Raw genomic sequence first — 24865 nt, forward strand, 5'->3', positions numbered from 1 at the left:
TGCGCCGGCGGCTCAGGCCTTGAGCGCCTGCTGCACCGCGGCGGCCAGCAGCGGCCCGCCGCGCGCGATGCCCGCCAGTGGCGCGTAGCCGTAGCCGATCACCAGGCCCTTGAGGTCCTGGCGCGCCAGGCAGTAGGCCGAGAGCGGGCGCACCGTCAGACCCTGCTGGGCGATGCGCTGGGCCAGCGCACGGTCGTCGGTCTGGGCCGGCAGGCGCAGGCACAGGTGCAGGCCCTGTTCGGCGCCGCTGATGAAGGGGCCCTCCTGGCCGGCGGGGGCGAGCACCGGTTTGAGCGCCTCCAGCAGGCACTGGCGGCGCTCGCCGTAGGTCTGGCGCGCGCGGCGCAGCGCGCTGCTGAAGTGGCCCATCTCCATGAACTCGGCCAGCGCCGCCTGCAGCGGCATCTGGCCCGGCCGGTTGAGGTCGTAGTGGGCCTGGCGGAACGCCGCCACCAGCGGCTTGGGCACCACCAGGTAGCCCAGCTTGATGCCGGGGTAGAGCACCTTGGAAAAGGTGCCCATGTAGAGCACGCGGCCGTCGGTGTCCAGGCCTTCGAGGCTGCTGATCGGCGGGCCGGAGAAGCGGTACTCGCTGTCGTAGTCGTCCTCCAGCACCCAGGCGTTGTGCGTGCGTGCGGTGGACAGCAGCTGGTGGCGCCGCGGCAGGCTCATCACCGCGCCGCTGGGGTACTGGTGCGAGGGCGTCAGGTAGATCAGGCGCGGCGGCTTGGCGTCGTCGGCCGCCGACGGCCGGATGCCCTCGTCGTCCACCGGCACCGGGTGCAGGTCCAGGCCGGTGGCCATGAAGGCCTTGACCGCGCCCCAGTAGGCCGGGTCTTCCACCCAGACGGTGTCGCCGTGGTCGGCCAGCAGGCGGGCGCAGAGTTCGAGCGACTGCTGCGTGCCGGTGGTGACGATGACCTGGTCGGCGTCCAGCTGCACGCTGCGGAACACGCGCAGGTAGTCGGCGATGGCCCGGCGCAGCGGCGCGTAGCCGCCCGAGCTGTTGTAGTCCAGCATGTCCGGGTAGGTCATGCGCCAGTGCTTGTTCTGCAGCCGCTGCCAGAGTGTGAGCGGGAAGGCGTTGAAGTCGGCGATGCCGGGCGTGAAGGGCTGGACCTCCAGTTCGGTGGCGCAGAAGCGGGTGGCCAGGGCCTGGCCGCGCGCCGACATGCGGGGCGCCGGGGCGGGGCTGCGCACGCCCGTGAGGCCCGGGTGGCGGCCCGGCGTGGCGCGTGGCACGCTGTCGTTCACATAGGTGCCGCTGCCGACCCGGCTGACCAGGTAGCCCTCCACCGAGAGCTGGTTGATGGCCGCCACCACGGTGTTGCGCGAGAGGTCCAGGTCCTGCGCCAGGTCGCGGCTGGAGGGCAGGCGCTCGCCCGGGCCGAGCTTGCCGTCGAGCATGGCGCGCCGCAGCGCCTCGTAGAGCTGGCGGTGCAGCGGCAGCGCGTCCTGCGCGCCCAGGCGGTGCATTTCGGCGAGGAGGAATTCGGACAGCATGCGGGTGTGGGCGGGCCATGACAGCGGTCAAATGGCACCATCTTGTTTTAACAAATGGCCCTGATTGTGATCCAATTGCCTCGCCACAATCAAGTCTGGAGCTTCAAAGCCATGAATTCATCACCCTGCATGGTCTGGCTGCCGGCCGACCACCGCCTCATGGGCGACCACGGCCACCAGATGCCCTTCCTGCTGCTGGGCGACAAGTACGCCCGGGCCGTCAAGGTCGGCGCCGAGTGCCAGCCGGTCATGTTCCCGCTGGCCGACGCCGGGCAGATTCCCGAGCTGCTGCCGCTGGTCGACGGCGTGATGCTGACCGGCTCACCCTCCAATGTGCACCCTTCCCATTTTGACGAGGACGTGGCCGATCCCAGCCTGCCGCTGGACCCGGTGCGCGACTCGCTGACGCTGGCGCTGATCAAGGCCTGCGTGCACGAGGGCGTGCCGCTGCTGGGCATCTGCCGCGGCTTCCAGGAGATCAATGTGGCCCTGGGCGGCACGCTGCACCAGCGGGTGCACGAGGTGCCCGGCCGGATGGACCACCGCGAGTCCAAGACCGCGCCGTTCGAGGTGCAGTACGCACCCAGCCACCCGATCCGGCTGGTGCCGGGCAGCGTGTTCGAGACCTGGGCCGGCGGCCCCGAGGTGATGGTCAATTCGCTGCACGGCCAGGGCATCAACAGGCTCGCCCCCGGGCTGGACGCACTGGCCCACGCGCCCGACGGCCAGGTGGAGGCGGTGGCGGTGCAGGGCGCCCGCACGTTTGCCTACGCGGTGCAGTTCCACCCCGAATGGCGCTGCTGGGAAAACCCCTTCTACACCGCCATCTTCCAGGCCTTCGGCAAGGCCTGCCGGCAGCGCCGCAGCCTGCGGCTGCAGGCCGCCGACCTGGCGCGACACACACCGGCCTGACGGTCTCGAGACGGTCCGGCCCGACAGAATCAACACAGAGAGACAGCACTTTATGAACCAGCCGATCACCAGTCCCCAGACCTTCAACGACCTGGAGCAGTGGCTCAACCAGAACCGCGTGACCGAGGTCGAATGCCTCGTGCCCGACCTGACCGGCGTGGCCCGCGGCAAGATCCTGCCGCGCGAGAAGTTCACCGAGGACCGCGGCATGCGGCTGCCGCAGGGCATCGTGGCCATGGGCGTGACGGGCGAGTTCCCGGCCAGCGGCCCCTACTACGACGTGATCGAGCCGACCGACCGCGACATGCAGCTGCGGCCCGACCCGGCCACGGTGCGCATCGTGCCCTGGGCCACCGACCCCACCGCACAGGTGATCCACGACTGCTTCGACCACACCGGCAAGCTGGTGCCGTTTGCTCCGCGCTCGGTGCTGCGCCATGTGTGCGACCTCTACGCCGCCGAGGGCTGGGACCCCGTGCTCGCGCCCGAGCTGGAGTTCTACCTGACCGCGCGCAACACCGACCCCAACACCCTGCTGCGCCCGCCCATCGGCCGCAGCGGCCGCGCCGAAACCTCGCGCCAGGCGTACTCGATCGACGCAGTGAACGAGTTCGACCCGCTGTTCGAGGAAATCTACGACTACTGCGACAAGATGCAGCTGAACGTGGACACGCTGATTCACGAGATCGGCGCCGGCCAGATGGAGATCAACTTCTTCCACGCCCACCCGCTGGGCCTGGCCGACGAGGTGTTCTTCTTCAAGCGCACGGTGCGCGAGGCCGCGCTGCGCCACGACATGTACGCGACCTTCATGGCCAAGCCCATCGCCGGCGAGCCGGGCAGCGCCATGCACATCCACCAGAGCGTGGTGGACAAGCAGACCGGCCGCAACATCTTCAGCAAGGACGACGGCAGCGCGTCCGACGCCTTCCTCCACTACATCGGTGGCCTGCAGCGCTACATCCCGGCCGCCATGGCGCTGGTGGCGCCCTATGTGAACAGCTACCGGCGCCTGTCGCGCCACACGGCCGCGCCCATCAACATCGAGTGGGGCCACGACAACCGCACCGTGGGCATCCGCTCGCCGATCTCCAGCCCGCAGGCGCGGCGCGTGGAGAACCGCGTGATCGGTGCCGACGCCAACCCCTATGTGGCGATGGCGATGACCCTGGCCTGCGGCTACCTGGGCATGAAGAACCAGATCAAGCCCAAGCCGGAGATGCGCGGCGACGCCTACCTCTCGCCCTACGCGCTGCCGCGCAGCCTGGGAGAGGCGCTGGACTGGCTGCGCCGCGAGACCGACCTGCACGAGGTGCTGGGCAAAGAGTTCATCACCATCTACACCGAGATCAAGGAGCTGGAGTTCGAGGAGTTCATGAAAGTCATTTCTCCCTGGGAACGCGAACATTTGTTGCTGCACGTCTGATCTGAAAGAAAGCGATACGCCATGAATACCTCCACACTCATCGCCCCACCCGCCCTGGTCCGCCGCGCCGAGCAGCAGGACACCAAGGCCATCCAGGCACTGGACAGCGCGCACTACATCCACCCCTTCACCGACCACGACGACCTGGCCACGCGCGGCGCGCGCGTGATGACCCACGCCGACAACATCTACGTCTGGGACTCCGAGGGCAAGAAGGTGCTCGACGGCATGAGCGGGCTGTGGTGCGTCAACGCCGGCTACGGCCGCAAGGAACTGGCGGACGCGGCCTACCAGCAGATGATGACGCTGCCCTTCTACAACAGCTTCTTCCAGACCACCAACGTGCCCGCGGTGCAGCTGGCCGCCAAGCTGGCGGCGCTGGCGCCCAAGGTGGGCGACCGCAGCTTCAACCACGTGTTCTTCAGCAGCAGCGGCAGCGAGAGCAACGACACCAACGTGCGCATGGCGCGCCGCTACTGGGACCTGATGGGCCAGCCCCAGCGCAAGGTCATCATCAGCCGCCACAACGCCTACCACGGCAGCACCATGGCCGGCGCATCGCTCGGCGGCATGAGCGGCATGCACGCGCAGGGCGACCTGCCGATCCCCAACATCACCCACATCGAGCAGCCGCACTACTGGGAGAACGCGCGCGCCGGCGAAACCCCGGCCGAGTTCGGTGTGCGCGCGGCCCGCTGGCTGGAAGAGAAGATCCTGGCCATCGGCCCGGACAAGGTGGCGGCCTTCATCGGCGAGCCGGTGCAGGGCGCCGGCGGCGTGATCATCCCGCCCGAGACCTACTGGCCCGAGATCCAGCGCATCGTCGACAAGTACGGCATCCTGCTGATCGCCGACGAGGTGATCTGCGCCTTCGGCCGCCTGGGCCACTGGTTCGCCTACGAGAAGTTCGGCATGAAGCCCGACCTGGTGACCTTCGCCAAGGGCGTGACCAGCGGCTACATCCCCCTGGGCGGCGTGATGGTGGGCAACCGCGTGGCGGACGTGCTGATCGCCAAGGGCGGCGAGTTCAACCACGGCTACACCTACAGCGGTCACCCGGTGGCCTGCGCGGTGGCGCTGGCCAACCTGGAGCTGATGGAGCGCGAGGGCCTGGTGGACCGGGTCAAGAACGACACCGGCCCCTACCTGGCCCAGCGCTTCGCCGAGCTCAAGGACCACCCGCTGGTGGGCGATGCCGAGACCTGCGGCTTCGTGGCCGGGCTGGTGCTGGTCAAGGACAAAGTCAAACGCACCATGTTCGACCCCGACCTGGCGGTGGGCATGATCTGCCGCGGCCACTGCTTCAGGAACGGCCTGATCATGCGCGCCGTCGGCGACCGCATGATCATCGCGCCGCCGCTGGTGATGACCCGGGCGCAGATCGACGAGATGATGGGTCTGATCCGCCTCTGCCTGGACGCGACGCTGGACGATTTGCGCTCGCAGGGCCTGCTCGGCTGACCGTGCGCACGCGATTGTTTGTTACAGTAAAAGACGCCCCGGATTGGGGATAAAGTTGGTCTGCTATTTGCTTGCTCAACGCAAGTGTTGAAGCAGGGTGTCTGTACATCAACCGTTGGGAATTATTCCCCTCAAACCTGGAGCGTTCCTCATCATGAAGAAGCAAGTCCTGGCCCTGGCCATCACAGCCGTCCTGCTGGCCGCCTGCGGCAAGAAGGAAGAGCCCGCGCCCGCGCCGGCCGCCCCGGTCGCCGCCACCCCGGCGCCCGCCGCCGAGCCCGCCAAGCCCGCCGGCCCGCCGGCCCGGTGTTCGACGACGAGAAAGTCCTGAACATCTACAACTGGCCCGACTACATCCCCGAGGGCATGATCGCCACCTTCGAGAAGGAAACCGGCATCAAGGTCAACTACGACACCTTCGAGACCAACGAGGCCCTGCATGCCAAGCTGGTGGCCGGCAACTCCGGCTATGACATCGTCGTGCCCGGCACCGTGTTCGCCAAGCCGCAGATCGAGGGCGGTCTGCTGCAGCCGCTGAAGAAGGACCAGATCCCCAACCTGGCCAACCTGGACGGCGAGTTCATGAAGACGCTGACCAAGGCCGACCCGGACAACCAGCACCTGGTGCCGTGGGGCTGGGGCTTCACCACCGTGGGCATCAACAAGACCAAGCTCGAGAAGGCCCTGGGCGGCATGCCCATGCCCGAAAACGCCTGGGACCTGGTGTTCAAGCCCGAGTACACCAGCAAGCTCAAGTCCTGCGGCATCGCCTACCTGGATTCGCCCACCGAGATCATCCCGGTGGCCCTGCACTACATCGGCAAGGACGCCTACTCGAACGACCCGGCCGACTACAAGGCCGCCAACGAGATGCTGGCCAAGGTCCGCAAGGACATCCGCCTGTTCAGCTCGACCATGATCGACGACATCGCCGGCGGCAAGGCCTGCGCGGCCATCGGCTGGTCCGGCGACATCAACCAGGCCGCTGCCCGCGTGAAGGAAAACGGTGGCAAGGACGTGATCGAGGCCCTGCTGCCGAGCTCCGGTGCGCTGCTGTTTGTCGATGCCATGGCCATCACCAAGGACGCCAAGCACCCGAACAACGCAATGGCCTTCATCGACTACTTCCTGCGTCCCGAGAACGCGGCCGCCATGGCCAACGAGATGGGCTACCCCACCGGCAACAAGGCAGGCATGGACAAGGTCAACCCCGAGATCGCCGGCAACAAGACGATCTTCGTGGAATCGGACTACATGGCCAAGATGATCCCGCCCAGCAGCTTCACCAACGAGGCGCGCGAGGCGATGTCCAACGCTTACAACAGCTTCAAGAAGGGCAAGTAAGCACCACCGGCACCCAGGCATAGCCTGCACGGGCTGTTCGTACCCTGCGTATGAACAGCCCTTTCTGTTTCTGAATCACCAACAACGAGGGGTCACCATGGCAGCAGCCGGCACGCAAGAAGGCTATCTGGTCACGGAAAAACTGGTCAAGCGGTTCGACGAGGCGGTGGCTGTCGACGAGGTCTCGCTGTCCATCGGCAAGGGCGAGATCTTCGCCCTGCTGGGCAGTTCGGGCTGCGGCAAGTCCACGCTGCTGCGCATGCTGGCCGGCTTCGAGACGCCGACCAAGGGCCGCATCCTGCTCGGTGGTCAGGACGTGGCCAACATGCCTCCCTACGAGCGGCCGGTGAACATGATGTTCCAGAGTTACGCGCTGTTCCCGCACCTGAACATCTGGGAGAACGTGGCGTTCGGCCTCAAGCGCGAGGGCCTGCCCAAGGACGAGGTGGCCCGGCGCACCGACGAGATGCTGGCGCTGGTGCAGCTCACGCCCTATGCCAAGCGCAAGCCGCACCAGCTTTCGGGGGGGCAGCAGCAGCGCGTGGCGCTGGCGCGCAGCCTGGCCAAGAAGCCCAAGCTGCTGCTGCTGGACGAGCCGCTGGGCGCGCTGGACAAGAAGCTGCGCGAGCAGACGCAGTTCGAGCTGGTCAACATCATCGAGAAGGTGGGCGTGACCGTGGTGATGGTGACGCACGACCAGGAAGAGGCCATGACCATGGCCAGCCGCATCGCCGTCATGAGCAAGGGCCGCGTGCTGCAGGTGGGCACGCCGCAGCAGATCTACGAGTACCCGGGCAACCGCTTCGTGGCCGACTTCATCGGCAACGTCAACCTGTTCGACGGCAAGCTGACGCTGGACGAGCCCGACCGCTGCGCGGTGGGCACGGCGATCGGCGAGGTGCACGTGGGGCACGGCATCAGCGGCACCCTCGACATGCCGGTGGCGGTGGCGGTGCGGCCCGAGAAGATCGAGATCGCCAAGGAGCGCCCATCCCACATCGACCACAACCTGTTTGCCGGACGGGTCAAGGAAATCGGCTACTTCGGGTCGTACAACAACTACATCGTGGTCACGCCACAGGGCACCAAGGTGAAGATCACCGAGCCCAACGGCTCGCGCCACGAACTGCTGGACATCACCTGGGAGGACGACGTGTTCTTCTGGTGGGACGACCTCGACGCCGTGGTGCTGCGCGACTGAACCCGAACCGAGGAGCACCACCATGGCGTCACCCCTTCCGGTTCCAGGCAAGCGCTTCGTCATCGGCGTGCCCTATGTCTGGCTGTTTTTCTTCTTCCTGCTGCCCTTCCTGATCCTGCTGTACATCAGCTTTGTCGACCAGGGCGAGAGCATCAACCCCTTCAAGCCGATCTGGGACCCGGTGACGGGCATCCTGAGCCTGAAGTACGAGAACTACTGGACCATCTTCCGCGACGATGAGGGCGGCGCGCTGTTCCAGACCATCTACATCGAGGCCTACCTGCGCTCGATCTGGTACGCGCTGCTGACCGCGCTGCTGTGCCTGCTGATCGGCTACCCCTTCGCCTACTTCATCGCGCGCTCGTCGCCGGCGGTGCGGCCGGCCCTGCTGATGATGGTGATGCTGCCATTCTGGACCTCGTTCCTGCTGCGCGTCTACGCCTGGAAAGGCATCCTGGCCGACCAGGGTGTGGTCAACAAAGTGCTGATGGCGGTGGGCCTCACCAGCGAGCCGATCCAGATGCTCTACACCAATGTGTCGATGCTGGTGGGCATGACCTACGTCTACCTGCCCTTCATGGTCCTGCCGCTCTACGCCAACCTGGTGAAGATGGATTTCCGCCTGCTGGAGGCCGCCTACGACCTGGGCACCACGCCGTTCAAGGCGTTCTGGCTGGTGACGGTGCCGCTGTCCAAGGCCGGCATCATCGCCGGCTTCATGCTGGTGTTCATCCCGGCGGTGGGCGAGTTCGTGATCCCCTCGCTGCTGGGCGGGCCGGAGAACATCATGATCGGCCGTGTGGTCTGGGACGAGATGTTCACCAGCAACAACTGGCCGCGCGCCTCGGCGCTGGCGGTGGTGATGATCCTGCTGATCATCGTGCCGCTGGCCGTGTACTACCACTACACCGGTGACCGAACCGAAGGGGGCAAGGCATGAAACGCCTTCTGGAAAAACACTTTGGCAAGGCCTGGATGGCGCTGGTCTACCTGTTCCTGTACCTGCCGCTGTTCTTCATGATCGTGTTCAGCTTCAACAGCACCCGGCAGGACGCGAACTTCACCGGCTTCTCGCTGCGCTGGTACGAGGCGCTCACGCGCGACACCAAGATCGTCGAGGGCTTCTGGCTGTCGGTGAAGGTGGCGGCGGTCACGGGCCTGCTCTCGGCCGTGCTGGGCACCTTCGCCGCCTTCGTGCTGGTGCGCTACCGCAAGTTCCTGGGGCGCACCATCTTCTCGGGCATGGTGAATGCGCCGCTGGTGATGCCCGAGGTGGTGATTGGCCTGTCGCTGCTGCTGCTGATGGTGGGCGCGCAGAACGTGTTCGGCTGGCCCGAGCGCGGCATGCTGACCATCATCCTGGGCCACACGTTGCTGGGCATGGCCTATGGCATGGTGGTGATCCAGAGCCGGCTGATGGAGATGAACCGCAGCATCGAGGAGGCCGCGATGGACCTCGGAGCGCGCCCGCACCAGGTGTTCTTCCTGATCACCCTGCCCAACATCTTCCAGGGCATCCTGGCGGCCTTCCTGCTCTCCTTCACGCTCTCGTTCGACGACGTGGTGATCTCCGAATTCCTCTCCGGCCCCGGCGTTTCCACGCTGCCGCAGGTGATCTTCGGCTACGCCCGCCGCGGCATCAACCCGACCATCTACGCCGCCGCCACGCTGCTGATCACCACGGTGACCATCGTGATCATCGGCTACAGCGTCTGGGTGGCGCGCCAGACGCGCAAGCGCGAGCGCGAGATCCAGGCCGCCACACGGGCCGAGCTGTCGGCGCTGTCGGCGCGCTGAGCGCCTTGCGAGACCTGGTCGGCCGCACCGTGTTGCTTCGAGACAGCCGCCTCTGGCTGCTGCTTCTCTGCGCCCTGCACGCCGTGGTCCACCAGGCCGGCTTTCACGCCGTCTGGCTGGACCCGGACCAGCTGGTGGTGGCCGACCAGGCCGCCTGGATGGCGCGCGGCGAGTTCCATGAACCCTTTTTCTACGGCCAGGCCTACCTGCTGCCGTTCGAGGCCTACCTCGCCGTGCCCGCGGTCTGGCTGGGCCTGGACCCGCTGGTGGGGGTCAAGGCGGTGGCGGCGCTGAGCTTCTACATGCCCTGGGTGCTGACCACCTGGTGGCTGGGCCGCGAACGGCCCTGGGCGGCGCTGGGCGTGACCGTGCTGTTCTTCGCGCTGCCGCTGGAGTACACGCTGGCCGCGGCGCTGCCGCGCGGCTTCATCACCGGCATCGCGCTGGCCTGGCTGGGCCTGGCCCTGCTGCTGCGCCCGGCGCCTGCCCCGGCGGGAGCACAGATCGGCTGGGCGGCGCTTGTGGGCTTCTGCACTGGCTCGTACATGAGCAATGTGCTGATGCTGCCGGCCCTGGTGTTCCTGCCCGACCGGCGGCGCTGGCTGCTGGCCGGGGCCGGGCTGCTGCTGGGCTATGCGCTGTTCAAGGCGCTGGGCCTGTTCTACGTGTGGAACCCCGACCATGTGGTGCATCGGTTTCCCGACCTGGCATTCACTCCGGGCTACCTGCTGGGCAACCTGCAGAACCCCGACGTGGTGGTGGCACTCGGCGGCCTGCTGCTGCTGGGCCTGGGCGCCGGGGCGCTGGTGATGAGGGCCGAACGGCGCGACCCGGCGTCGCTGGCGGGCACAGACGGCTGGCGCTGGACGCTGGGCGCCGCAGGTCTGGCGCTGCTCATCGTACTGATGGTGGGCAACAACAAGTTCGCCGAGTACAACGCCGGCTCGCCCTTCTTCTCGCTCTACCGGATGATGCTGCCGCTGCCCTTGCTGGCGCTGCTGGTGATCGCGCGCTGGGCGCCCACCGGGCAGGCCTGGCGGGTGCCGCTGTGGGGCGGGCTGGTACTGGCGGTGGCGCTGGCCGGGGTGCAGCTGGGGCGCTTCGTCTTGGGCCAGGAGCGCTTCATCGAGGCCGCGACCACGCTCGAACCCGTGACCCGCGACAAGCTGCGCCGCGTCTGCAAGCGGCTGGCGCAGGACTGGCGCCGCAGCGGCGAGCCGTATGTGGTGCTGCCGCACCGCGACGACCTGCGGGCCTACGGTTGCCATGCGCTGTACGGGGTGCCGGTGGTGCAGAGCGACTACGAGCGGCGCACCTGGTTGCGGCGGCGGTTCGAGCGGGACGCGGCGCAGTGAACGGGCTTCCCACGCGCCACCGCTGAGTCCACTCGGCCCTTCCGGGCGTTGGAAGTGGACGCAACATTTCACGGGATGTTGTCTTAGCATGGTGCCAATTCAATGTGGAGACCCGTGCCCATGTCCGACACCACCATCCCTTCCTTCGACGGCCGCGCCCTCATCAACGGTGAGCGCGTCGCCGCCCGCGACGGCCAGCTGTTCGACTGCCTCTCGCCGGTCGACGGCCGCGTGCTGACCCAGGTGGCCCGCTGCGGCCAGGCCGACATCGACGCCGCCGTGGCCGCCGCCCGCGCCGCTTTTGAAGACCGCCGCTGGGCCGGCAAGGCGCCCGCGCAGCGCAAGCGCGTGATGCTCAGGTTCGCCGAGCTGATCCAGGCCAACGGCGACCTGCTGGCGCTCACCGAGTCGCTCGACATGGGCAAGCCGGTGAAGTACGCCAAGGGCGTGGACGTGAACAGCGCGGCCAACTGCATCCGCTGGTACGGCGAGGCGGTGGACAAGGTCTACGACGAGATCGCGCCCACGCCCGACACGGCGCTGGCCCTGATCACCCGCGAGCCGGTGGGCGTGGTCGGCGTCATCGTGCCCTGGAACTACCCGATGATCATGGCGGCCTGGAAGATCGCGCCGGCCCTGGCCGCGGGCAACTCGGTGGTGCTCAAGCCGTCCGAGAAAAGCCCTCTGACCGCGCTCAAGCTGGCCGAGCTGGCGCTGGAAGCCGGCATCCCTGCGGGCGTGTTCAACGTGGTGACCGGCTACGGCCCTGAGGCCGGTTCGCCGCTGGCGCTGCACATGGACGTGGACTGCATCGCCTTCACCGGCAGCACCCGCGTGGGCAAGCAGATCCACGTGATGGCCGGGCAGAGCAACCTCAAGCGCGCCTGGACCGAGCTGGGCGGCAAGTCGCCCAACATCGTGTTCGCCGACTGCCCGGACCTGGACAAGGCGGTGGAGGCCTCGGTGGGCAGCATCTTCTTCAACCAGGGCGAGAGCTGCAACGCGCCCTCGCGCCTGTTCGTCGAGGCCTCGATCAAGGACGCCTTCCTGGAGAAGGCGCTCAAGCTGGTGCCGCAGTACCAGCCGGCCAACCCGCTGGACAAGAACACCGTCATGGGCGCCATCGTCGACCAGGTGCAGCTGGACAACGTGATGCGCTACATCGGCCTGGGCCAGAGCGAAGGTGCCAAGCTGCTGGCCGGTGGCGAGCGCGTGGCGCCGGTGGCCGGCGGCTGCTACGTGCAGCCCACCATCTTCGACGGCGTGACCAACAGCATGACCATCGCGCGCGAAGAGATCTTCGGCCCGGTGCTGTCGGTGCTCTCGTTCACCGACGCGGCCGACGTGGTGAAGCAGGCCAACAACAACATCTACGGCCTGCAGGCCGCGGTGTGGACGCGCGACATCAACAAGGCGCATGGCGTGGCCCGCGCGCTGCGCGCGGGCACGGTGCACGTGAACTCCTACGACGAGGACGACATCACGGTGCCCTTCGGTGGCTTCAAGCAGAGCGGGGTGGGGCGCGACAAGTCGCTGCACGCGTTCGACAAGTACACCGAGACCAAAACCACCTGGATCCGCATCGACAGCCCGGTCTGAAGATGCTGGCGCAGCGCATCGAGGCCCTGCGCGAGCAGGGCATCCACACGGTGATGGCCACCTTCACCGACCTGCACGGCGTGCCCAAGGGCAAGCTGGTGCCGCTCGATGCCCTGCCCGACGCTGTGGCCACGGGGGCCGGCTTTGCGGGCCCCAGCATCTGGGGCACGGGCCTGCCGCGCATGGGCGCGCGCGGCGAGTACCACGGCCGCGTGGTGCCCGAGAGCCTGCGGCCGCTGCCCTGGCTGCCGGGGGTGGCGCACGCGGTGTGCGATGGCTTTGCGGGTGGGCAGCCGCTGGACACCTGCTCGCGCCAGATGCTGCGGCGCCAGCTGGTGCGCCTGCGTGAACGCGGCTGGACCTTCCACGTCGGCATCGAGCCCGAGTTCTTCCTGCTGCGCCGGGGCGCCGACGGCCGCTGGGGCGTGGCCGACGGCGAGGACCGGCTCGGCAAGCCGTCCTACGACCTCAAGGCCATGGTGCGCAACCACGGCTTTCTGGACGACATGCGGCGCCATCTGGGCGCGCTCGGTTTCGAGCTGCAGCAGATGGACCACGAGGACGCGACGGGCCAGTACGAGATCAACTACCGCTTCGACGAGGCCCTGGCCGCGGCCGACCGCTACCAGCTCTTCAAGCTCACCGCGCACGCGGTGGCGCAGCAGCACGGCCAGGTGTTCTCCTGCATGCCCAAGCCGCTGGCGGGTGCGCCGGGCAGCGGCCTGCATTTCCACCTCAGCCTGACGGACGCCGATGGCAAACCCGTGATGGCCGACGCCGGCGGGCCAATGGGTCTGAGTGCCACCGGCCTGCGGTTCGCGGCCGGCCTGCTGGAGCACGGCGATGCCCTGGCCGCGTTGTGTGCACCCACGGTCAACAGCTACAAGCGGCTGGCGGTCAGCGAGAGCGCGTCGGGCACCACCTGGTCGCCGGTGTGGAAAGCGGCGGGCGACAACAACCGCACCTGCCTCGTGCGCACGGTGGCCGGCCGCATCGAGTGGCGCCTGCCCGACCCTTCATGCAATGTGTACGCGGCGCTGGCGGCGACGCTGGCCGCGGGGCTGGACGGCATCGACCGCGAGCTGCCCGCGCCTGAGGCCGTCGACGCCGACCTCTACCAGCGCCACGCAGCCGGCGAGACGCTGCCGCCGCGGCTGCCGCGCGACCTGCACGAGGCCCTGGCCGCGCTGCGCAGCGACGCCATCCTGCGCGACGACCTGGGTGAGGCCTTCTGCGAGCAATTCCTCGCGCTCAAGCGCGCCGAGTGGGACGCGTACGCGCAGCAGGTGAGCGACTGGGAGCTGGCGCGCTACGCGGACGGGTTCTGAGGCGCCTCAGGTCTTGTACGACGGGTCGCTGCGGTCGAGCTTGCGCAGCAGCGCCGGCCAGGCCAGCATCGCGCCCTGCCCGGCGGTCGCGATCTTCATCACCTCGGCCATGCCGGCGAGGATGCGCGGGTCCACCTGGGTGAGCTCACCGCCGCCGGCCAGCGCGTCGATCTGGATGCGGCAGGTGTTCTCGAAGGTGTACATCGAGAGGAAGGCGTCCGGGATCGAGCTGCCCACGGTCAGCAGGCCGTGGTTGCGCAGCACGAGGAAGTTGGCGCGGCCGAGGTCGGCCTGCAGCCGCGGCTTCTCGTCGGGGCGGAAGGCCACGCCTTCGTAAGCGTGGTACGCGAGCGAGGCGAGCACGAAAGTGCTCTGCTGGCTGATGGGCAGGATGCCGGCCTTCTGCGCGCTGACCGCCACGCCCGCGCGGGTGTGGGTGTGCAGCACGCACTGCACCTCGGGCCGCGCCTCGTGCACCGCGCTGTGGATGACGAAGCCGGCCGGGTTGACCGGGAAGGGCGAGTCCAGCAGCTTGTTGCACTGCATGTCGACCTTGACCAGGCTGGACGCCGTGATCTCGTCGAACATGAGTCCGTAGGGATTGATCAGGAACTGGTGTTCGCCGCCGGTGACGCTGTCGGGCAGCTTGGCGCTGATGTGGGTGAACACCAGGTCGGACCAGCCGTAGGCGGCGACGAGCCGGTAGCAGGCCGCGAGGTCGCAGCGGATCTGCCATTCCTCGGCGCTGACCGAGTCCTTGAGCGAGGGGATGTTGAGCATGCCGTGTCTCCTGCGCCGCACCGGGGTGCGCGGCGGTGCGCGACATGGTCGCGCGGACCCGGCATGCGGGCTGTCGCAGGTCCGACAGCCGCGGGGCTTACTTCTTCATCGAGCAGGTGTTGAAGCCGAGCAGGGCATACGGCGGGCACCAGCTCATCAGCCCGGTCAGCAGGGGCACGACGCCGATGTAGCCCCAGAGGCCGATGGTGCCGGTGGCGGCGGCGGCGATGAGGGCGAGGCCGACGACGATGCGGAGGGTGCGGTCAACGCCGCCAACGTTCTTGGTCATGTGAATCTCCTGTGGGTGAAAGAGGGTGCGGACGTATTGGAGCCGCAGCGGCCCCGGTCGGTCTGTGACCGCGGTCACACAGGAAATGCCGGGCCGGGCTCAGCCGGCCTGGCCGGCGGCCAGCGTGCGCAGGCCGGCGCTGTCCTTGATGGCGATGCTCTCGCGCGAGAGCTCGACCAGGCCGTCGCGCTCGAAGCGGTGCAGCAGCCGCGTGACGATCTCGCGCACCGTGCCCAGCTCGTCGGCCAGCGCCTGGTGGGTGGTCTTGAGCGTCTGGCCGTGGCCGAGCAGGGCGGCGGCGAGGCGGCTGTCCAGGCGCTGGAAGGCGATGGCCTCGATCAGGCCGGTGAGGTCGGCCATGCGCGCTGCGAACAGGCCCAGCACGTACTCGCGGAACCCGGCATCCGCCAGCGCGGCCTGGAAGTCCTGCGGCGGCAGCAGGCACAGCGTGGTCTGGCTGGTGGCCACGCCGCGCGCGGTCAGCGGCTGGTGGGCGAACAGGCCGGCCGAGGACACCAGGCACATCTCGCCGGGGGCGACGCGGTAGAGCTCCAGCTCGCGGCCGTTGGCCGCGCTGCGCGAGACCCGCACCTCGCCGGACAGCACCAGCGGAAAGCCCTGGCAGGGGTCGTTCTCGCGGAACAGCCGGGTGCCGGCGGGCACGGTCATGGGGGATAGTCGGGCCACCAGCGCCGGCAGTCCGGCCAGCGCGGGGTACAGCGTCAGCAGGTCGGGCGGGGTGGTCTGGGACATGCGGCGCATTGTAGGGGCGGGGGCTTGTCCGAGGGAGGGAGATGCGAACGCACGGTCAAAGTTCATTCGAAATTTTTGAATTCAGGCTTCAAGCGCTTTTGACCCGGGCGGCGCGGCCCATCCCTACACTGCCGCCATGGTTACCACCTCCGTCACCCCCTACCACCCGCTGGCCCGGACCCTGCACTGGGCGCTGGCCCTGCTCATCGTGGGCAATTTCGCGCTGGGCCTCTACATGGCGGACCTGCCGTTCTCGCCCGCCCGGCTGCAGTACTACAGCTGGCACAAGTGGGCTGGTGTGCTGGTGCTCGCTTTCTCCGCAGTCCGCCTGCTCACCCGCATCCTGAAATCGCCGCCCGCGCTGCCCCCGGCCATCGAGGCCGCCATGCCCGGCTGGCAGAAGCTGGCCCACCACGCCACCCACATCGGCCTGTACGCCCTGTTTTTTGCCGTGCCGCTCAGCGGTTGGGCCTTCAGCTCGGCCGCCGGTTTCCCGGTGGTGCTGTTCGGCGTGCTGCCGCTGCCCGACTTCGTGCCGGTGAGCGAAGGCCTGGCCGATGCGCTGAAGGAAGCCCACAAGATCGCAGCCCTGTCCATGGCGGGCCTGGTGCTGTTGCACGTGGCCGGGGCGCTCAAGCACCACTTTGTCGACCGCGACGGCCTGATGTCCAGAATGACTTGACCCCCCCCTGCGCCGCTTCGCGTCTTCCCCCAGGGGGACGCCGCCAGTGGCCCGGCAGAGCCGGTTCCACGGCAGCCTTGGAGGCTGGCGCGACTCGAACCTTTTTGGCTTGTTGGAGTATTGAAATGAAAACCCGTTTGTTGTCCCTGGCGCTGGTCGCCGCAAGCCTCTCGCCGCTGGCCGTGCAGGCGCAGCAGGCCATCGTGCCCGCCCAGAGCGAGGTCGCCTTCACCAGCCGCCAGATGGGCGTGCCGGTGGACGGCAAGTTCAAGAGCTTCAGCGCCCAGGTGGCGTTCGACCCGGCCAAGCTGGCCACCAGCAGCATCGCTTTCACCGTGGACACCGGCAGCGCCGACATCAGCCGCGAAGCCAACGCCGAGTTGCCCAAGGCCACCTGGTTCAACGTGGCCCAGTTCCCCAAGGCCACCTTCCAGTCCAGCGCCATCAAGCGCATCGACGCCACTAAGTACGAAGTGGCCGGCAAGCTGAGCATCAAGGGCGTGAGCAGCGACGTGGTCGTGCCCGTCACGCTGGCGCAGAACGGCGCCACCACCGTGGCCAGCGGCGCCTTCCCCATCAAGCGCCTGACCTTCCGCATCGGCGAGAAGGAGTGGGCCGACACCTCGATGGTCGCCGACGAGGTGCAGGTGAAATTCAAGATCGCCCTGACCGGCGTGCCCAAGCTCTGATTTCGCGTTTTCCTTTCCAACCTCAATCCAGGAGTTCAACCATGCGCAAGTCCCTCTCCCTGCTGGCCGCCGCGGCCGTGCTCTCGACCGCCGGCATCGCCCAGGCCGCCGACTACGCGATCGACCCGACCCACACCTTCGCCACCTTCGAGATCGGCCACTTCGGCACCACGACCAACCGTGCCCGCTTTGACAAGAAGGAAGGCAAGGTCAGCTTCGACAAGGCCGCCAAGACCGGCAAGGTCGACATCAGCATCGACATCGCCTCGGTGAACTCCGGCACCGCCATGTTCGACAAGCACCTGGCCAGCGCCGAGATCCTGAACGCCGAGAAGTTTCCCAAGGCCCAGTTCGTCTCCAGCAAGTTCGTGTTCACCGGCGACAAGGTCTCGGCCGTGGAAGGCAACCTGACCATCGCCGGCAAGACCCAGCCTGTCACGCTCAAGGCCACGCAGTTCAACTGCTACGACAGCCCCATGCTCAAGCGCGAAGTCTGCGGCGGCGACTTCGAAGCCACCATCGACCGCACCGCCTTCGGCGTGAACTACGGCATCGACTGGGGCTTCCCCAAGAACGTGCGCCTGGTGCTGCAAGTGGAAGCTGTGAAGCAGTAATTCCTGCGCCACCGTTCCCGAACAAAGGCCCGCTGCTGCGGGCCTTTTGCTTTGCGGGCTGCGGTACAAACGGGCGATGAACACAGGGACCACGAACACCATCCTCTGGACGCCGCGGCGCGTGCCGGTGCCCGGGCTGGGCGATCTGTTCAGCGAGGCCTGCGGGCCGGCCGACGGGCCGCCGGTGCTGCTGGTGATGGGGGCGATGAACCCGGCGCATTTCTGGCCACCGGGCTTCGTGGCGGCGCTGGTGCAGGCCGGCTGCCGGGTGCTGCGCTACGACCACCGCGACACCGGCCGTTCCTTTGTCCACCCGCTGCACGCGCCGCCGTATGCGCTGGCCGACCTGGTGGCCGATGCGCTGCGCGTGCTCGACGCCTGGGACATGGCGCGGGCGGCGGTGGTGGGCTGGTCCATGGGCGGCTACATCGCCCAGCACCTGGCGCACGAACACCCGCAGCGCGTGAGCCGCCTGGTGCTGCTGGGCAGCTCGCCCGACCACCGGCCCTACATGGCCGCCACGCTGGGGCGGCCGGTGCCCACCGACGGGTTGCCCGGGCCGGCGCCGGGCTTTCTGCAGGCCTTGCTGGAGACCTCGGTGCGCGCGCGCGGCCTGCCGCCGGACGAGGCGGCCCTGCAGGGCTGGTCGGTGTTCCACGGCGGCTCGCACCCGTTTCCGGCCGACACCGTGCGCGAACAGGCGCGCGCCGCGATGGCGGCGGGGCACCAGCCGCTGGCCGCGATGCAGCACGCGCTGGCGGTGGACCGCGCGGCACCGCGCACCGGCTGGCTGCCGCAGCTGCGCGTGCCGACCCTGGTGCTGCACGGCGCCGAAGACCCCTGCCTGCCGCTGGCACATGGCCAGGTGCTGGCGCGGCTGATTCCCGGTGCCCGCCTGACGGTGTTGGACATGGGGCACCTGCTGCCGGACGCGCTGGCGGCGCCGGTGGGTGCCCAGGTGGCCGACTTCATCCGCGCGAAAGAGGCTGCGTAGCCTGCTCCAGCCGCTGCAGAAAATGCAGCGCGTGTTCGCGGGTGTCGCCGCACATCTCGGCGCTGGGCGGCAGTGAGCCGCACACCGCCGGCCGCTCGGGCCGGCCGAACAGGCGGCAGCGCAGGGCCTCGTCCAGGTGGGGGCAGGGCACGCCCGCGGGCTTGCCGTCCGGCAGGCCGGGCATCGGGCTGCTGATCGAGGGCGCGATGCAGCACGCCGCACAAGCGGCGCGGCAGGGCGGCGGGGTGCTCGAAGCCATGGCACCATTGTCGCCTTTCGGGCGGCTGGGCTCCCCGGTTTCAAGGTCTGCATGTCGTCCCCACGGTTCTCCTCCAAATGGTTGCTGTCAGCGCCCGAGCTGCTGACCGCGCGTCTGACGCGCTGGCGTTTCTGGCTCCGCCTCGGCGTGGGGCTGCTGCTGTTCGGGCTGGTGGCCGAGGCGGTGCTGCGCGTGCTGAACGGGTTCAGCTACGGTGCAGTGATGGCCGCCGCCAAGGACACCCCGGCGGGGGATCTGCTGGCCGCCATGGCGGCCACGGCGCTGAGCTTCCTGGCGCTCACCTTCTACGACCGCTCGGCCCTGCAGTACGCCGGCGCGCGACTGCCCTACCGCGTGGTGGCACAGACCTCGTTCATCGCCTACGCGCTGTCCAACACGGTGGGGCTGGGCGTGTTCACCGGCGGTGCGGTGCGGCTGCGCCTGTACGGCGCGGCGGGGCTGGAGGCGGGGCAGATCTCGCGCGCCATCGCGTTCAACGCCCTGGGCTTCACGGTCGGCATCGCGGTGGTCGGCGCTGCGGCGCTGGTCTGGGGCGCCGAGTCGGTGGCCTCGCTGCTGCGCGCGCCGCCCGAGCTGCTGCGCGCCGCCGGGGTGGCGGTGCTGGTGGTGACGGCCGCGGCGCTGGGCGCCTGCCGGCGCGGCGGTGAGTGGTCCCTGGCGGGCTGGACCTTCCGCCTGCCCAGCGCCTCGCTGGCCGGCCAGCAGCTGCTGATTTCCGCGCTCGACGTGGTGGCCGCCGCCGCCGTGCTGTGGGTGCTGCTGCCCGCGGGTGCGGTCGGTTTCCCGGCCTTTGTCGGCTTCTATTCGCTGGCCATCGCCATCGGTGTCATCAGCCACGTGCCCGGCGGCCTGGGCGTGTTCGAGGCCGTGCTGCTGCTGGCGCTGGGCCCGCAGGTGCCGGCGGACCGGCTGGTGGGCGCGCTGGTGCTGTACCGGGTGATCTACCACCTGCTGCCGCTGGCCCTGGCGCTGCTGCTGCTGGTGGGCTCGTCGTGGCGGCGCGGCGTGTCCACGCCGCTGGTGCGGGCGGCGTCCGCGCTCGCGCCCCTGCTGCTGTCGGCCTTCACTTTTGTCAGCGGCGTGGTGCTGCTGGTCTCGGGCGCCACGCCCGCCACCGAAGACGCCACCGCGCACCTGCGGCAGTTCGTGCCGCTGCCGGCGGTGGAGGCGGCGCACTTCCTGGCCAGCGTGATCGGGCTGGCGCTGCTGTTCGTGGCGCGCGGCATGTTGCTGCGGCTGGACGTGGCTTGGTGGGCCGGGCTGGTGCTGGCGCTGGCCAGCCTGCTGCTGTGCCTGCCCAAGGGCATCGCTGTGTCCGAGGCGGTGCTGCTGGGCCTGCTGGCGCTGTCCCTGGCGCTCTCGCACCGCCACTTCAACCGGCGCGCGGCCCTGCTGTCGCTGGCCTTCTCGCGTGGCTGGCTGGCGGCGGTGCTGGCCGTGGTGGCGGCGGTGGCGGCGGTGCTGGTGTTCGTCTACCAGGACACAGCCTATGTGGACATGGTGTGGTGGCGCTTCGAGTTCGACGGCCACGCGCCGCGCTCGCTGCGCGCCATGGTGGCCGTGGCCCTGCTGACGCTGTGCGTGGCGCTGGCCCACCTGCTGCACCGCGCGCCACCTTCACTGCCGCGGCCCGACGCGGCCGAGCTGGCCCGGGCGCAGGCGGTGGTGATGGCGCAGGACAGCGCCGGCGCGGGCCTGGCGCTGATGGGCGACAAGTGCCTGATGTTCTCCGAGTCGGGCCGGGCCTTCCTGATGTTCTCGCGCAAGGGCCGCTCCTGGGTGGCGCTGTACGACCCGGTGGGACCGCGCGAGGAATGGCCGGAGCTGGTGTGGCGCTTCGTCGAGCTGGCGGGCGAGTCGGGCGGGCGCGCGGCCTTCTACCAGGTGCGGCCGCAGGCGCTGCCGGTGTACCTGGACGCCGGCCTGCGGGTCTACAAGCTGGGCGAGTGTGCGACGGTGGAGCTGGCCGGCTTCAGCCTGGAAGGCAAGAGGCGCGCCAACCTGCGCCATGGCGTGGCGCGGGCCCAGCGCGATGGCCTGGTCTTCGAGTGGCTGCCCGCCGGAGCAGCCGAGGCGGAGTTCGACGCCCTGCAGGCGGTGTCCGACGACTGGCTGGGCCGCCAGGACACGGCGGAAAAAGCATTTTCGCTGGGCGCCTTCAGCCGCGAGTACGTGATGCGCCAGCCGGTGGCGCTGGTGAGGCACGAGGGCCGCATCGTCGCCTTCGCCACCATGCTGGTCACCGACCAGTCCGCCGAGGCCGCGGTGGACCTGATGCGCCAGCGCGGCGACGCCCCCAAGACCACCATGGACTTCCTGTTCACGCAGATCATCCTGCACCTGCGCGCGCAGGGCGTGGCTCGCTTCAACCTGGGCATGGTGCCGCTCTCGGGCATGGCCAGCCACCGGCTGGCGCCGCGCTGGCAGCGCCTGGGGCGCCTGCTGTTCAACCACGGCGAAAACTTCTACAACTTCCAGGGCCTGCGCTCGTTCAAGGAAAAATTCGACCCCGTCTGGGAGCCCCGCTACCTGGCGGCCCCGGGCGGCCTGTCCCCCTTGCTGGTGCTGTCGGACACCGCCGCGCTGATCGCGGGTGGCTGGCGGCGCGTGATCACCAAATGAAAACCCTGCTGCTTTCCCTCATGCTCGGCGCCGCCCTGGTGCCCGCCACCGCCCAGGAAACCGTCTCGCACGGCCGCTTCAAGGACGTGCGGCTCTACCGCCCCAAGGGCGAGGTCAAGACCGTGGCCCTGCTGTTCTCGGGCCATAGCGGCTGGGGCGCGGGCGGCCCCGGTGCCGCGGCCCAGGTGCTGCTGGACACCGGCGCGGTGGTGGCGGCCATCGACACACCCTCGCTGCTGGCCAACTTCAACCAGGACGGCGGCAGCTGCGTGGTGCCCGAGGGCGATGTGGAAAACCTCTCGCGCTTCCTGCAGGGCTACGCCCGGCTGCCGGCCTACTTCCCGCCGCTGGCGGTGGGCGTCGGTTCCGGCGGTGCGCTGGCCTACGCCATGGCGGCGCAGGCGCCCGAGGGCACCTTCTCCGGCGCGGTGTCGCTCGGCTTCTGCCCCAGCCTGCCGCTGACCAAGCCGCTGTGCAAGGGCGAGGGCTCGGTGTTCCGGGTCAACAAGGATAAGTCAGCCCTCACTCTTCTGCCAGATACGGCCATGCGGACCCCGTGGCTGGCGCTGCAGGGCGCGCAGGACCGCAGCTGCCCAGTGGCGGCGACGCAGGCCTTCGTGGCCAAGGTGCCGAGCAGCCACTGGGTGGGCGTGCCGGGCGTGGGGGAGGACCTGCTGGGCACGGCGGCGGGCCTGTCGGCCTACGAGGTGTCGTACCGGCGCATGGCGACCGAGGTGTCGACCAGCCGGCTCAGCGCCGAGGCCGGCGCAGAGGTGGGTGACCTGCCGCTGGTGGAGGTGCCGTCCAGCGTGGCCTCGGACACGCTGGCGGTGCTGGTCTCGGGCGACGGCGGCTGGGCCGGGCTGGACAAGCGGGTGGCCGCGGTGATGGCGGCCCGGGGCGTGCCGGTGGTCGGCTGGGACTCGCTGCGCTACTTCTGGTCGGCGCGCACGCCGCAGGGTTTTGCCGACGACCTTGCGCGCGCCATCCGCGCCTACACCCGGCAGTGGAAGCGCAGCCGGGTGGTGCTGATCGGCTACTCGCAGGGCGCCGACGTGCTGCCGTTCGCCGTCAACCGGCTGCCGGCGGCGACGCGGGTCATGGTGTCGCAGACCGTGCTGCTGGGGCCGGGCGAGCGCGCGTCCTTCGAGTTCAAGCTGACCAACTGGGTCTCGCGCGACGCCAAGGGTGCGCCGGTGGCGCCCGAGCTGGCCGGCTTCACGGCCGCCAGCGCCACCTGCATCTACGGCACCGACGACCGCGACACCATCTGCCCGAAGCTGCCGGCCGAGCAGATGACCACGGTGCCGCTCAAGGGCGACCACCACTTCGGCGGCAACTACGACGGGCTGGCCGAGCAGATCCTGCAGCGCAGCCGCTGACGCGCAAGCCGCTGCGGGGAGGGGCTCAGGCGCCGAAGCGCCGTGCGGCCCAGAGAACCTGCTCGACCACGCCGCGCACGTTCTCGCGCGCGGCCTCGGCCACCAGCTGGCCATCGGGCGTGAAGGCCTCGCCGGCCTTGGACAGGGCGAACTGCTTCGGCGACACCCAGCACTGTAAGTTCATCAGCAGCGGGGCCAGGTGCGAGAGGCTGCGCAGGCCGCCGAGTGCGCCGGGCGAGGCCGAGAGCATGCCGACCACCTTGCCTGCGAAGGGCTTGGTGCCGCTGGACCAGTTGGGGTCGCCCTTGATGGGGCTGGAGACCCAGTCGATGGTGTTCTTCATCAGGCCGGTGTAGCTGCCGTTGTATTCGGGCGAGACCACGACCCAGGCCGGATGGGCGTAGAAGAGTTCCTTCAGGCGCACCACGTCGCGCGGCGTGCCCTTGGCTTCGAGGTCGGCGTTGTAGAGCGGCACGTCGAAGTTGGCCAGCTCGATGTGGGTCACGGCGGCGCCGGCCTCACGACCGAGTTCGGCGGCGACGGTGGCCAGCTTGCGGTTGAAGGACTGGGCGCGCGTGCTGCCCGCGAAGACGAGGAGGGGGGTGGGGGTGCTCATGGGCGGCATTGTGTCAGCCAGCCGGCGCAGGATTTTTGCGTGGGGGTTAGGGTGCGCCCCGCCGCCACAGCGCCATGCCGCCCGCCAGCACCAGCAGCGCCAGTCCGCTGGCGCGGTCGAGGTGGCGCAAGGCGCGCGGACTGCCGAAGCGCCGCGCTCCGCCCGCACCCGCCAGTGCAAAGGCCAGCAGCACCGCGCCATCGATGCCTGCGAACACGGCGGCCAGCAGGGCGTACTGCGGCAATTGCGGGGCGCCGGGGTCGATGAAGGACGGCAGCAGGGCTGAAAAGAACAGGTAGCCCTTGGGGTTGGTCACGGCGACGGTGAAGCTGCGGCGGAACACGGCGGCGGGGCGTTCGCGGTGCGCCGGTGGCGCCGCCGTGGCATGCGCCTGGCCCGAGGCCATGGGGGTGTCGGGCGACCGCAGCAGGCGCCAGCCCAGCCAGGCCAGGTAGGCCACGCCGGTCCAGCGCAGCAGCTCAAAGGCGGCGGCGGAGGTGGCGAGCAGGCTGCCCAGTCCGGCGGCCACGGCGGCGATGAGCACCGCGTCCGACAGCACCGCACCGCCCAAACCGGGCAGGGCCGCCCCCACCCCGTGGCGCGCGCCGTGGTTCAGCGCCAGCAGGGTGGTGGGGCCGGGTGTGGCCACCGTGACGAGGGCAAGAGTCGAAAACAGGAGCATGGAGTCGTTCATGGGCGTGGCTTCTCGGGGAGGGAAGGAGGCTGCAGGCGCAGCACCAAGGTGAACAGGCCGCCCACGAACAGCGCCAGGCTCAGGCCGCTGCGCCACAGGTTGGCCCGGTTCCAGGCGCCGCGCACGTCGGCCCAGTCGGTCGGCAGGGTGGCCGCGGTCCACGATTCGGTGAGGTGGTTGAGGGGCAGGTTGACCTCCCGTGTGAACAGCACGATGCCCAGTGCGTAGGACAGCACGGTCAGCGCCAGCAGCCGCCACCAGGCGGTGGGCCGTTCGGACCAGGCCAGGGCGAGCGACAGCAGACCCAGCGGCACCGGACCGAAGAAGCAGACGAAGAACCCGGCGTGCCGCACGTTCCGGTTGAACGCCGACTGCACCTGTGCATAGGTCGGGCCGTCGAGTTCGAGCGTGGCGAGGTTGACGTTGGCGCTGTAGGTGGCGAAGAAGCCGGCCATCAGGCCCAGCAGCAGCACGGCCAGCAGCTGGGCGACGAGCGAAAGGGCGGTCGGCGGCGATGGCCTCGGGTGGGCGGTTGGGTGCATGG

25 protein-coding genes are annotated in these 24865 nt (G+C 69.2%); 17 read left to right on the top strand and 8 right to left on the bottom strand.

Going from position 1 to position 24865, the window contains the following annotated elements; genetic code table 11:
* Positions 1-12: 12 nt before the first annotated feature.
* Complete coding sequence (gene pdxR, locus HPS01S_RS05440) at positions 13-1503, bottom strand: MocR-like pyridoxine biosynthesis transcription factor PdxR (RefSeq protein ID WP_066152123.1); 1491 nt, start codon at positions 1501-1503, stop codon at positions 13-15.
* Positions 1504-1614: 111 nt separating this feature from the next.
* On the opposite strand from pdxR, the gene HPS01S_RS05445 reads away from it, so the two are divergent.
* From HPS01S_RS05445 to HPS01S_RS05490, 11 genes are all read left to right on the top strand, one after another.
* Entirely contained in the window at positions 1615-2415 is an 801-nt protein-coding gene (locus HPS01S_RS05445) for a gamma-glutamyl-gamma-aminobutyrate hydrolase family protein (RefSeq protein WP_066152548.1), read from the top strand.
* Positions 2416-2467: 52 nt separating this feature from the next.
* On the top strand, positions 2468-3841 hold the full coding sequence (locus tag HPS01S_RS05450) for a glutamine synthetase family protein (protein ID WP_066152126.1): 1374 nt from the start codon (positions 2468-2470) through the stop codon (positions 3839-3841).
* Between the two features lie 21 nt (positions 3842-3862).
* Positions 3863-5302, top strand: a complete 1440-nt coding sequence (locus HPS01S_RS05455; RefSeq protein ID WP_066152127.1) for an aspartate aminotransferase family protein — start codon at positions 3863-3865, stop codon at positions 5300-5302.
* Between the two features lie 154 nt (positions 5303-5456).
* A complete protein-coding gene (locus HPS01S_RS22410) occupies positions 5457-5633 on the top strand; it encodes a hypothetical protein (RefSeq protein WP_307173088.1) in 177 nt (58 codons plus the stop codon).
* Complete coding sequence (locus tag HPS01S_RS05460) at positions 5609-6646, top strand: extracellular solute-binding protein (protein ID WP_066152131.1); 1038 nt, start codon at positions 5609-5611, stop codon at positions 6644-6646. The genes HPS01S_RS22410 and HPS01S_RS05460 overlap by 25 nt, the downstream gene beginning before the upstream one ends.
* Positions 6647-6743: 97 nt before the next feature.
* Positions 6744-7847: an ABC transporter ATP-binding protein gene (locus HPS01S_RS05465; protein ID WP_066152134.1), complete on the top strand. Its 1104-nt coding sequence runs from the start codon at positions 6744-6746 to the stop codon at positions 7845-7847.
* A gap of 22 nt (positions 7848-7869) precedes the next feature.
* On the top strand, positions 7870-8787 hold the full coding sequence (locus HPS01S_RS05470; RefSeq protein ID WP_066152136.1) for an ABC transporter permease: 918 nt from the start codon (positions 7870-7872) through the stop codon (positions 8785-8787).
* Positions 8784-9644 (top strand): ABC transporter permease, encoded by an 861-nt coding sequence (locus HPS01S_RS05475; protein WP_066152139.1) that lies wholly within the window; start codon positions 8784-8786, stop codon positions 9642-9644. Before HPS01S_RS05470 ends, HPS01S_RS05475 begins: the two co-directional genes overlap by 4 nt.
* Before the next feature lie 5 nt (positions 9645-9649).
* Positions 9650-10999 (top strand): hypothetical protein, encoded by a 1350-nt coding sequence (locus tag HPS01S_RS05480; RefSeq protein WP_066152144.1) that lies wholly within the window; start codon positions 9650-9652, stop codon positions 10997-10999.
* Positions 11000-11119: 120 nt separating this feature from the next.
* On the top strand, positions 11120-12598 hold the full coding sequence (locus HPS01S_RS05485; protein WP_066152146.1) for an aldehyde dehydrogenase: 1479 nt from the start codon (positions 11120-11122) through the stop codon (positions 12596-12598).
* A 2-nt stretch (positions 12599-12600) separates the two neighbouring features.
* Positions 12601-13926: a glutamine synthetase family protein gene (locus HPS01S_RS05490; RefSeq protein WP_066152148.1), complete on the top strand. Its 1326-nt coding sequence runs from the start codon at positions 12601-12603 to the stop codon at positions 13924-13926.
* A 6-nt stretch (positions 13927-13932) separates the two neighbouring features.
* Here HPS01S_RS05490 and HPS01S_RS05495 read toward each other — a convergent pair whose 3' ends face one another.
* From HPS01S_RS05495 to HPS01S_RS05505, 3 genes are all read right to left on the bottom strand, one after another.
* A complete protein-coding gene (locus HPS01S_RS05495) occupies positions 13933-14706 on the bottom strand; it encodes a class II aldolase/adducin family protein (RefSeq protein ID WP_066152152.1) in 774 nt (257 codons plus the stop codon).
* A 97-nt stretch (positions 14707-14803) separates the two neighbouring features.
* Positions 14804-14995: a YgaP family membrane protein gene (locus HPS01S_RS05500; RefSeq protein WP_066152154.1), complete on the bottom strand. Its 192-nt coding sequence runs from the start codon at positions 14993-14995 to the stop codon at positions 14804-14806.
* A gap of 99 nt (positions 14996-15094) precedes the next feature.
* Positions 15095-15748 (bottom strand): Crp/Fnr family transcriptional regulator, encoded by a 654-nt coding sequence (locus tag HPS01S_RS05505; protein WP_066152550.1) that lies wholly within the window; start codon positions 15746-15748, stop codon positions 15095-15097.
* Between the two features lie 136 nt (positions 15749-15884).
* Here HPS01S_RS05505 and HPS01S_RS05510 point away from each other — a divergent pair, with 136 nt between their 5' ends.
* From HPS01S_RS05510 to HPS01S_RS05525, 4 genes are all read left to right on the top strand, one after another.
* On the top strand, positions 15885-16430 hold the full coding sequence (locus HPS01S_RS05510) for a cytochrome b (RefSeq protein WP_066152159.1): 546 nt from the start codon (positions 15885-15887) through the stop codon (positions 16428-16430).
* Between the two features lie 125 nt (positions 16431-16555).
* The gene (locus HPS01S_RS05515; protein WP_084397081.1) at positions 16556-17119 is read left to right on the top strand and encodes a YceI family protein; all 564 of its coding nucleotides are present in this window, start codon (positions 16556-16558) and stop codon (positions 17117-17119) included.
* A 41-nt stretch (positions 17120-17160) separates the two neighbouring features.
* A complete protein-coding gene (locus tag HPS01S_RS05520; RefSeq protein ID WP_066152161.1) occupies positions 17161-17733 on the top strand; it encodes a YceI family protein in 573 nt (190 codons plus the stop codon).
* A 76-nt stretch (positions 17734-17809) separates the two neighbouring features.
* Positions 17810-18727, top strand: coding sequence for an alpha/beta fold hydrolase (locus HPS01S_RS05525; RefSeq protein ID WP_066152164.1), 918 nt, complete (start codon positions 17810-17812; stop codon positions 18725-18727).
* Here HPS01S_RS05525 and HPS01S_RS05530 read toward each other — a convergent pair.
* Positions 18702-18986 carry a YkgJ family cysteine cluster protein gene (locus tag HPS01S_RS05530; protein WP_066152167.1) on the bottom strand — a complete coding sequence of 95 codons (285 nt, stop codon included), beginning with the start codon at positions 18984-18986 and terminating at the stop codon, positions 18702-18704. The two genes, HPS01S_RS05525 and HPS01S_RS05530, sit on opposite strands and share 26 nt — an antisense overlap.
* Positions 18987-19037: 51 nt before the next feature.
* On the opposite strand from HPS01S_RS05530, the gene mprF reads away from it, so the two are divergent.
* Together mprF and HPS01S_RS05540 are read left to right on the top strand one after the other, a co-directional pair.
* Positions 19038-21629, top strand: coding sequence for a bifunctional lysylphosphatidylglycerol flippase/synthetase MprF (gene mprF / locus HPS01S_RS05535; RefSeq protein ID WP_084397083.1), 2592 nt, complete (start codon positions 19038-19040; stop codon positions 21627-21629).
* Positions 21626-23011: a virulence factor family protein gene (locus HPS01S_RS05540; RefSeq protein ID WP_066152170.1), complete on the top strand. Its 1386-nt coding sequence runs from the start codon at positions 21626-21628 to the stop codon at positions 23009-23011. The genes mprF and HPS01S_RS05540 overlap by 4 nt, the downstream gene beginning before the upstream one ends.
* Before the next feature lie 25 nt (positions 23012-23036).
* Here HPS01S_RS05540 and HPS01S_RS05545 read toward each other — a convergent pair whose 3' ends face one another.
* Genes HPS01S_RS05545 through HPS01S_RS05555 form a run of 3 tightly spaced genes read right to left on the bottom strand, consistent with a single transcriptional unit; the run spans position 23037 to position 24863 of the window.
* Positions 23037-23627 carry an NADPH-dependent FMN reductase gene (locus HPS01S_RS05545; RefSeq protein ID WP_066152562.1) on the bottom strand — a complete coding sequence of 197 codons (591 nt, stop codon included), beginning with the start codon at positions 23625-23627 and terminating at the stop codon, positions 23037-23039.
* Positions 23628-23673: 46 nt separating this feature from the next.
* The gene (locus HPS01S_RS05550; RefSeq protein WP_066152173.1) at positions 23674-24321 is read right to left on the bottom strand and encodes a LysE family translocator; all 648 of its coding nucleotides are present in this window, start codon (positions 24319-24321) and stop codon (positions 23674-23676) included.
* Positions 24318-24863 carry an anthrone oxygenase family protein gene (locus tag HPS01S_RS05555; protein WP_066152175.1) on the bottom strand — a complete coding sequence of 182 codons (546 nt, stop codon included), beginning with the start codon at positions 24861-24863 and terminating at the stop codon, positions 24318-24320. The genes HPS01S_RS05550 and HPS01S_RS05555 overlap by 4 nt, the downstream gene beginning before the upstream one ends.
* Positions 24864-24865 lie beyond the last annotated feature (2 nt).

Source organism: Hydrogenophaga pseudoflava NBRC 102511, assembly GCF_001592285.1.
GTDB classification, from domain to species: domain Bacteria; phylum Pseudomonadota; class Gammaproteobacteria; order Burkholderiales; family Burkholderiaceae_C; genus Hydrogenophaga; species Hydrogenophaga pseudoflava.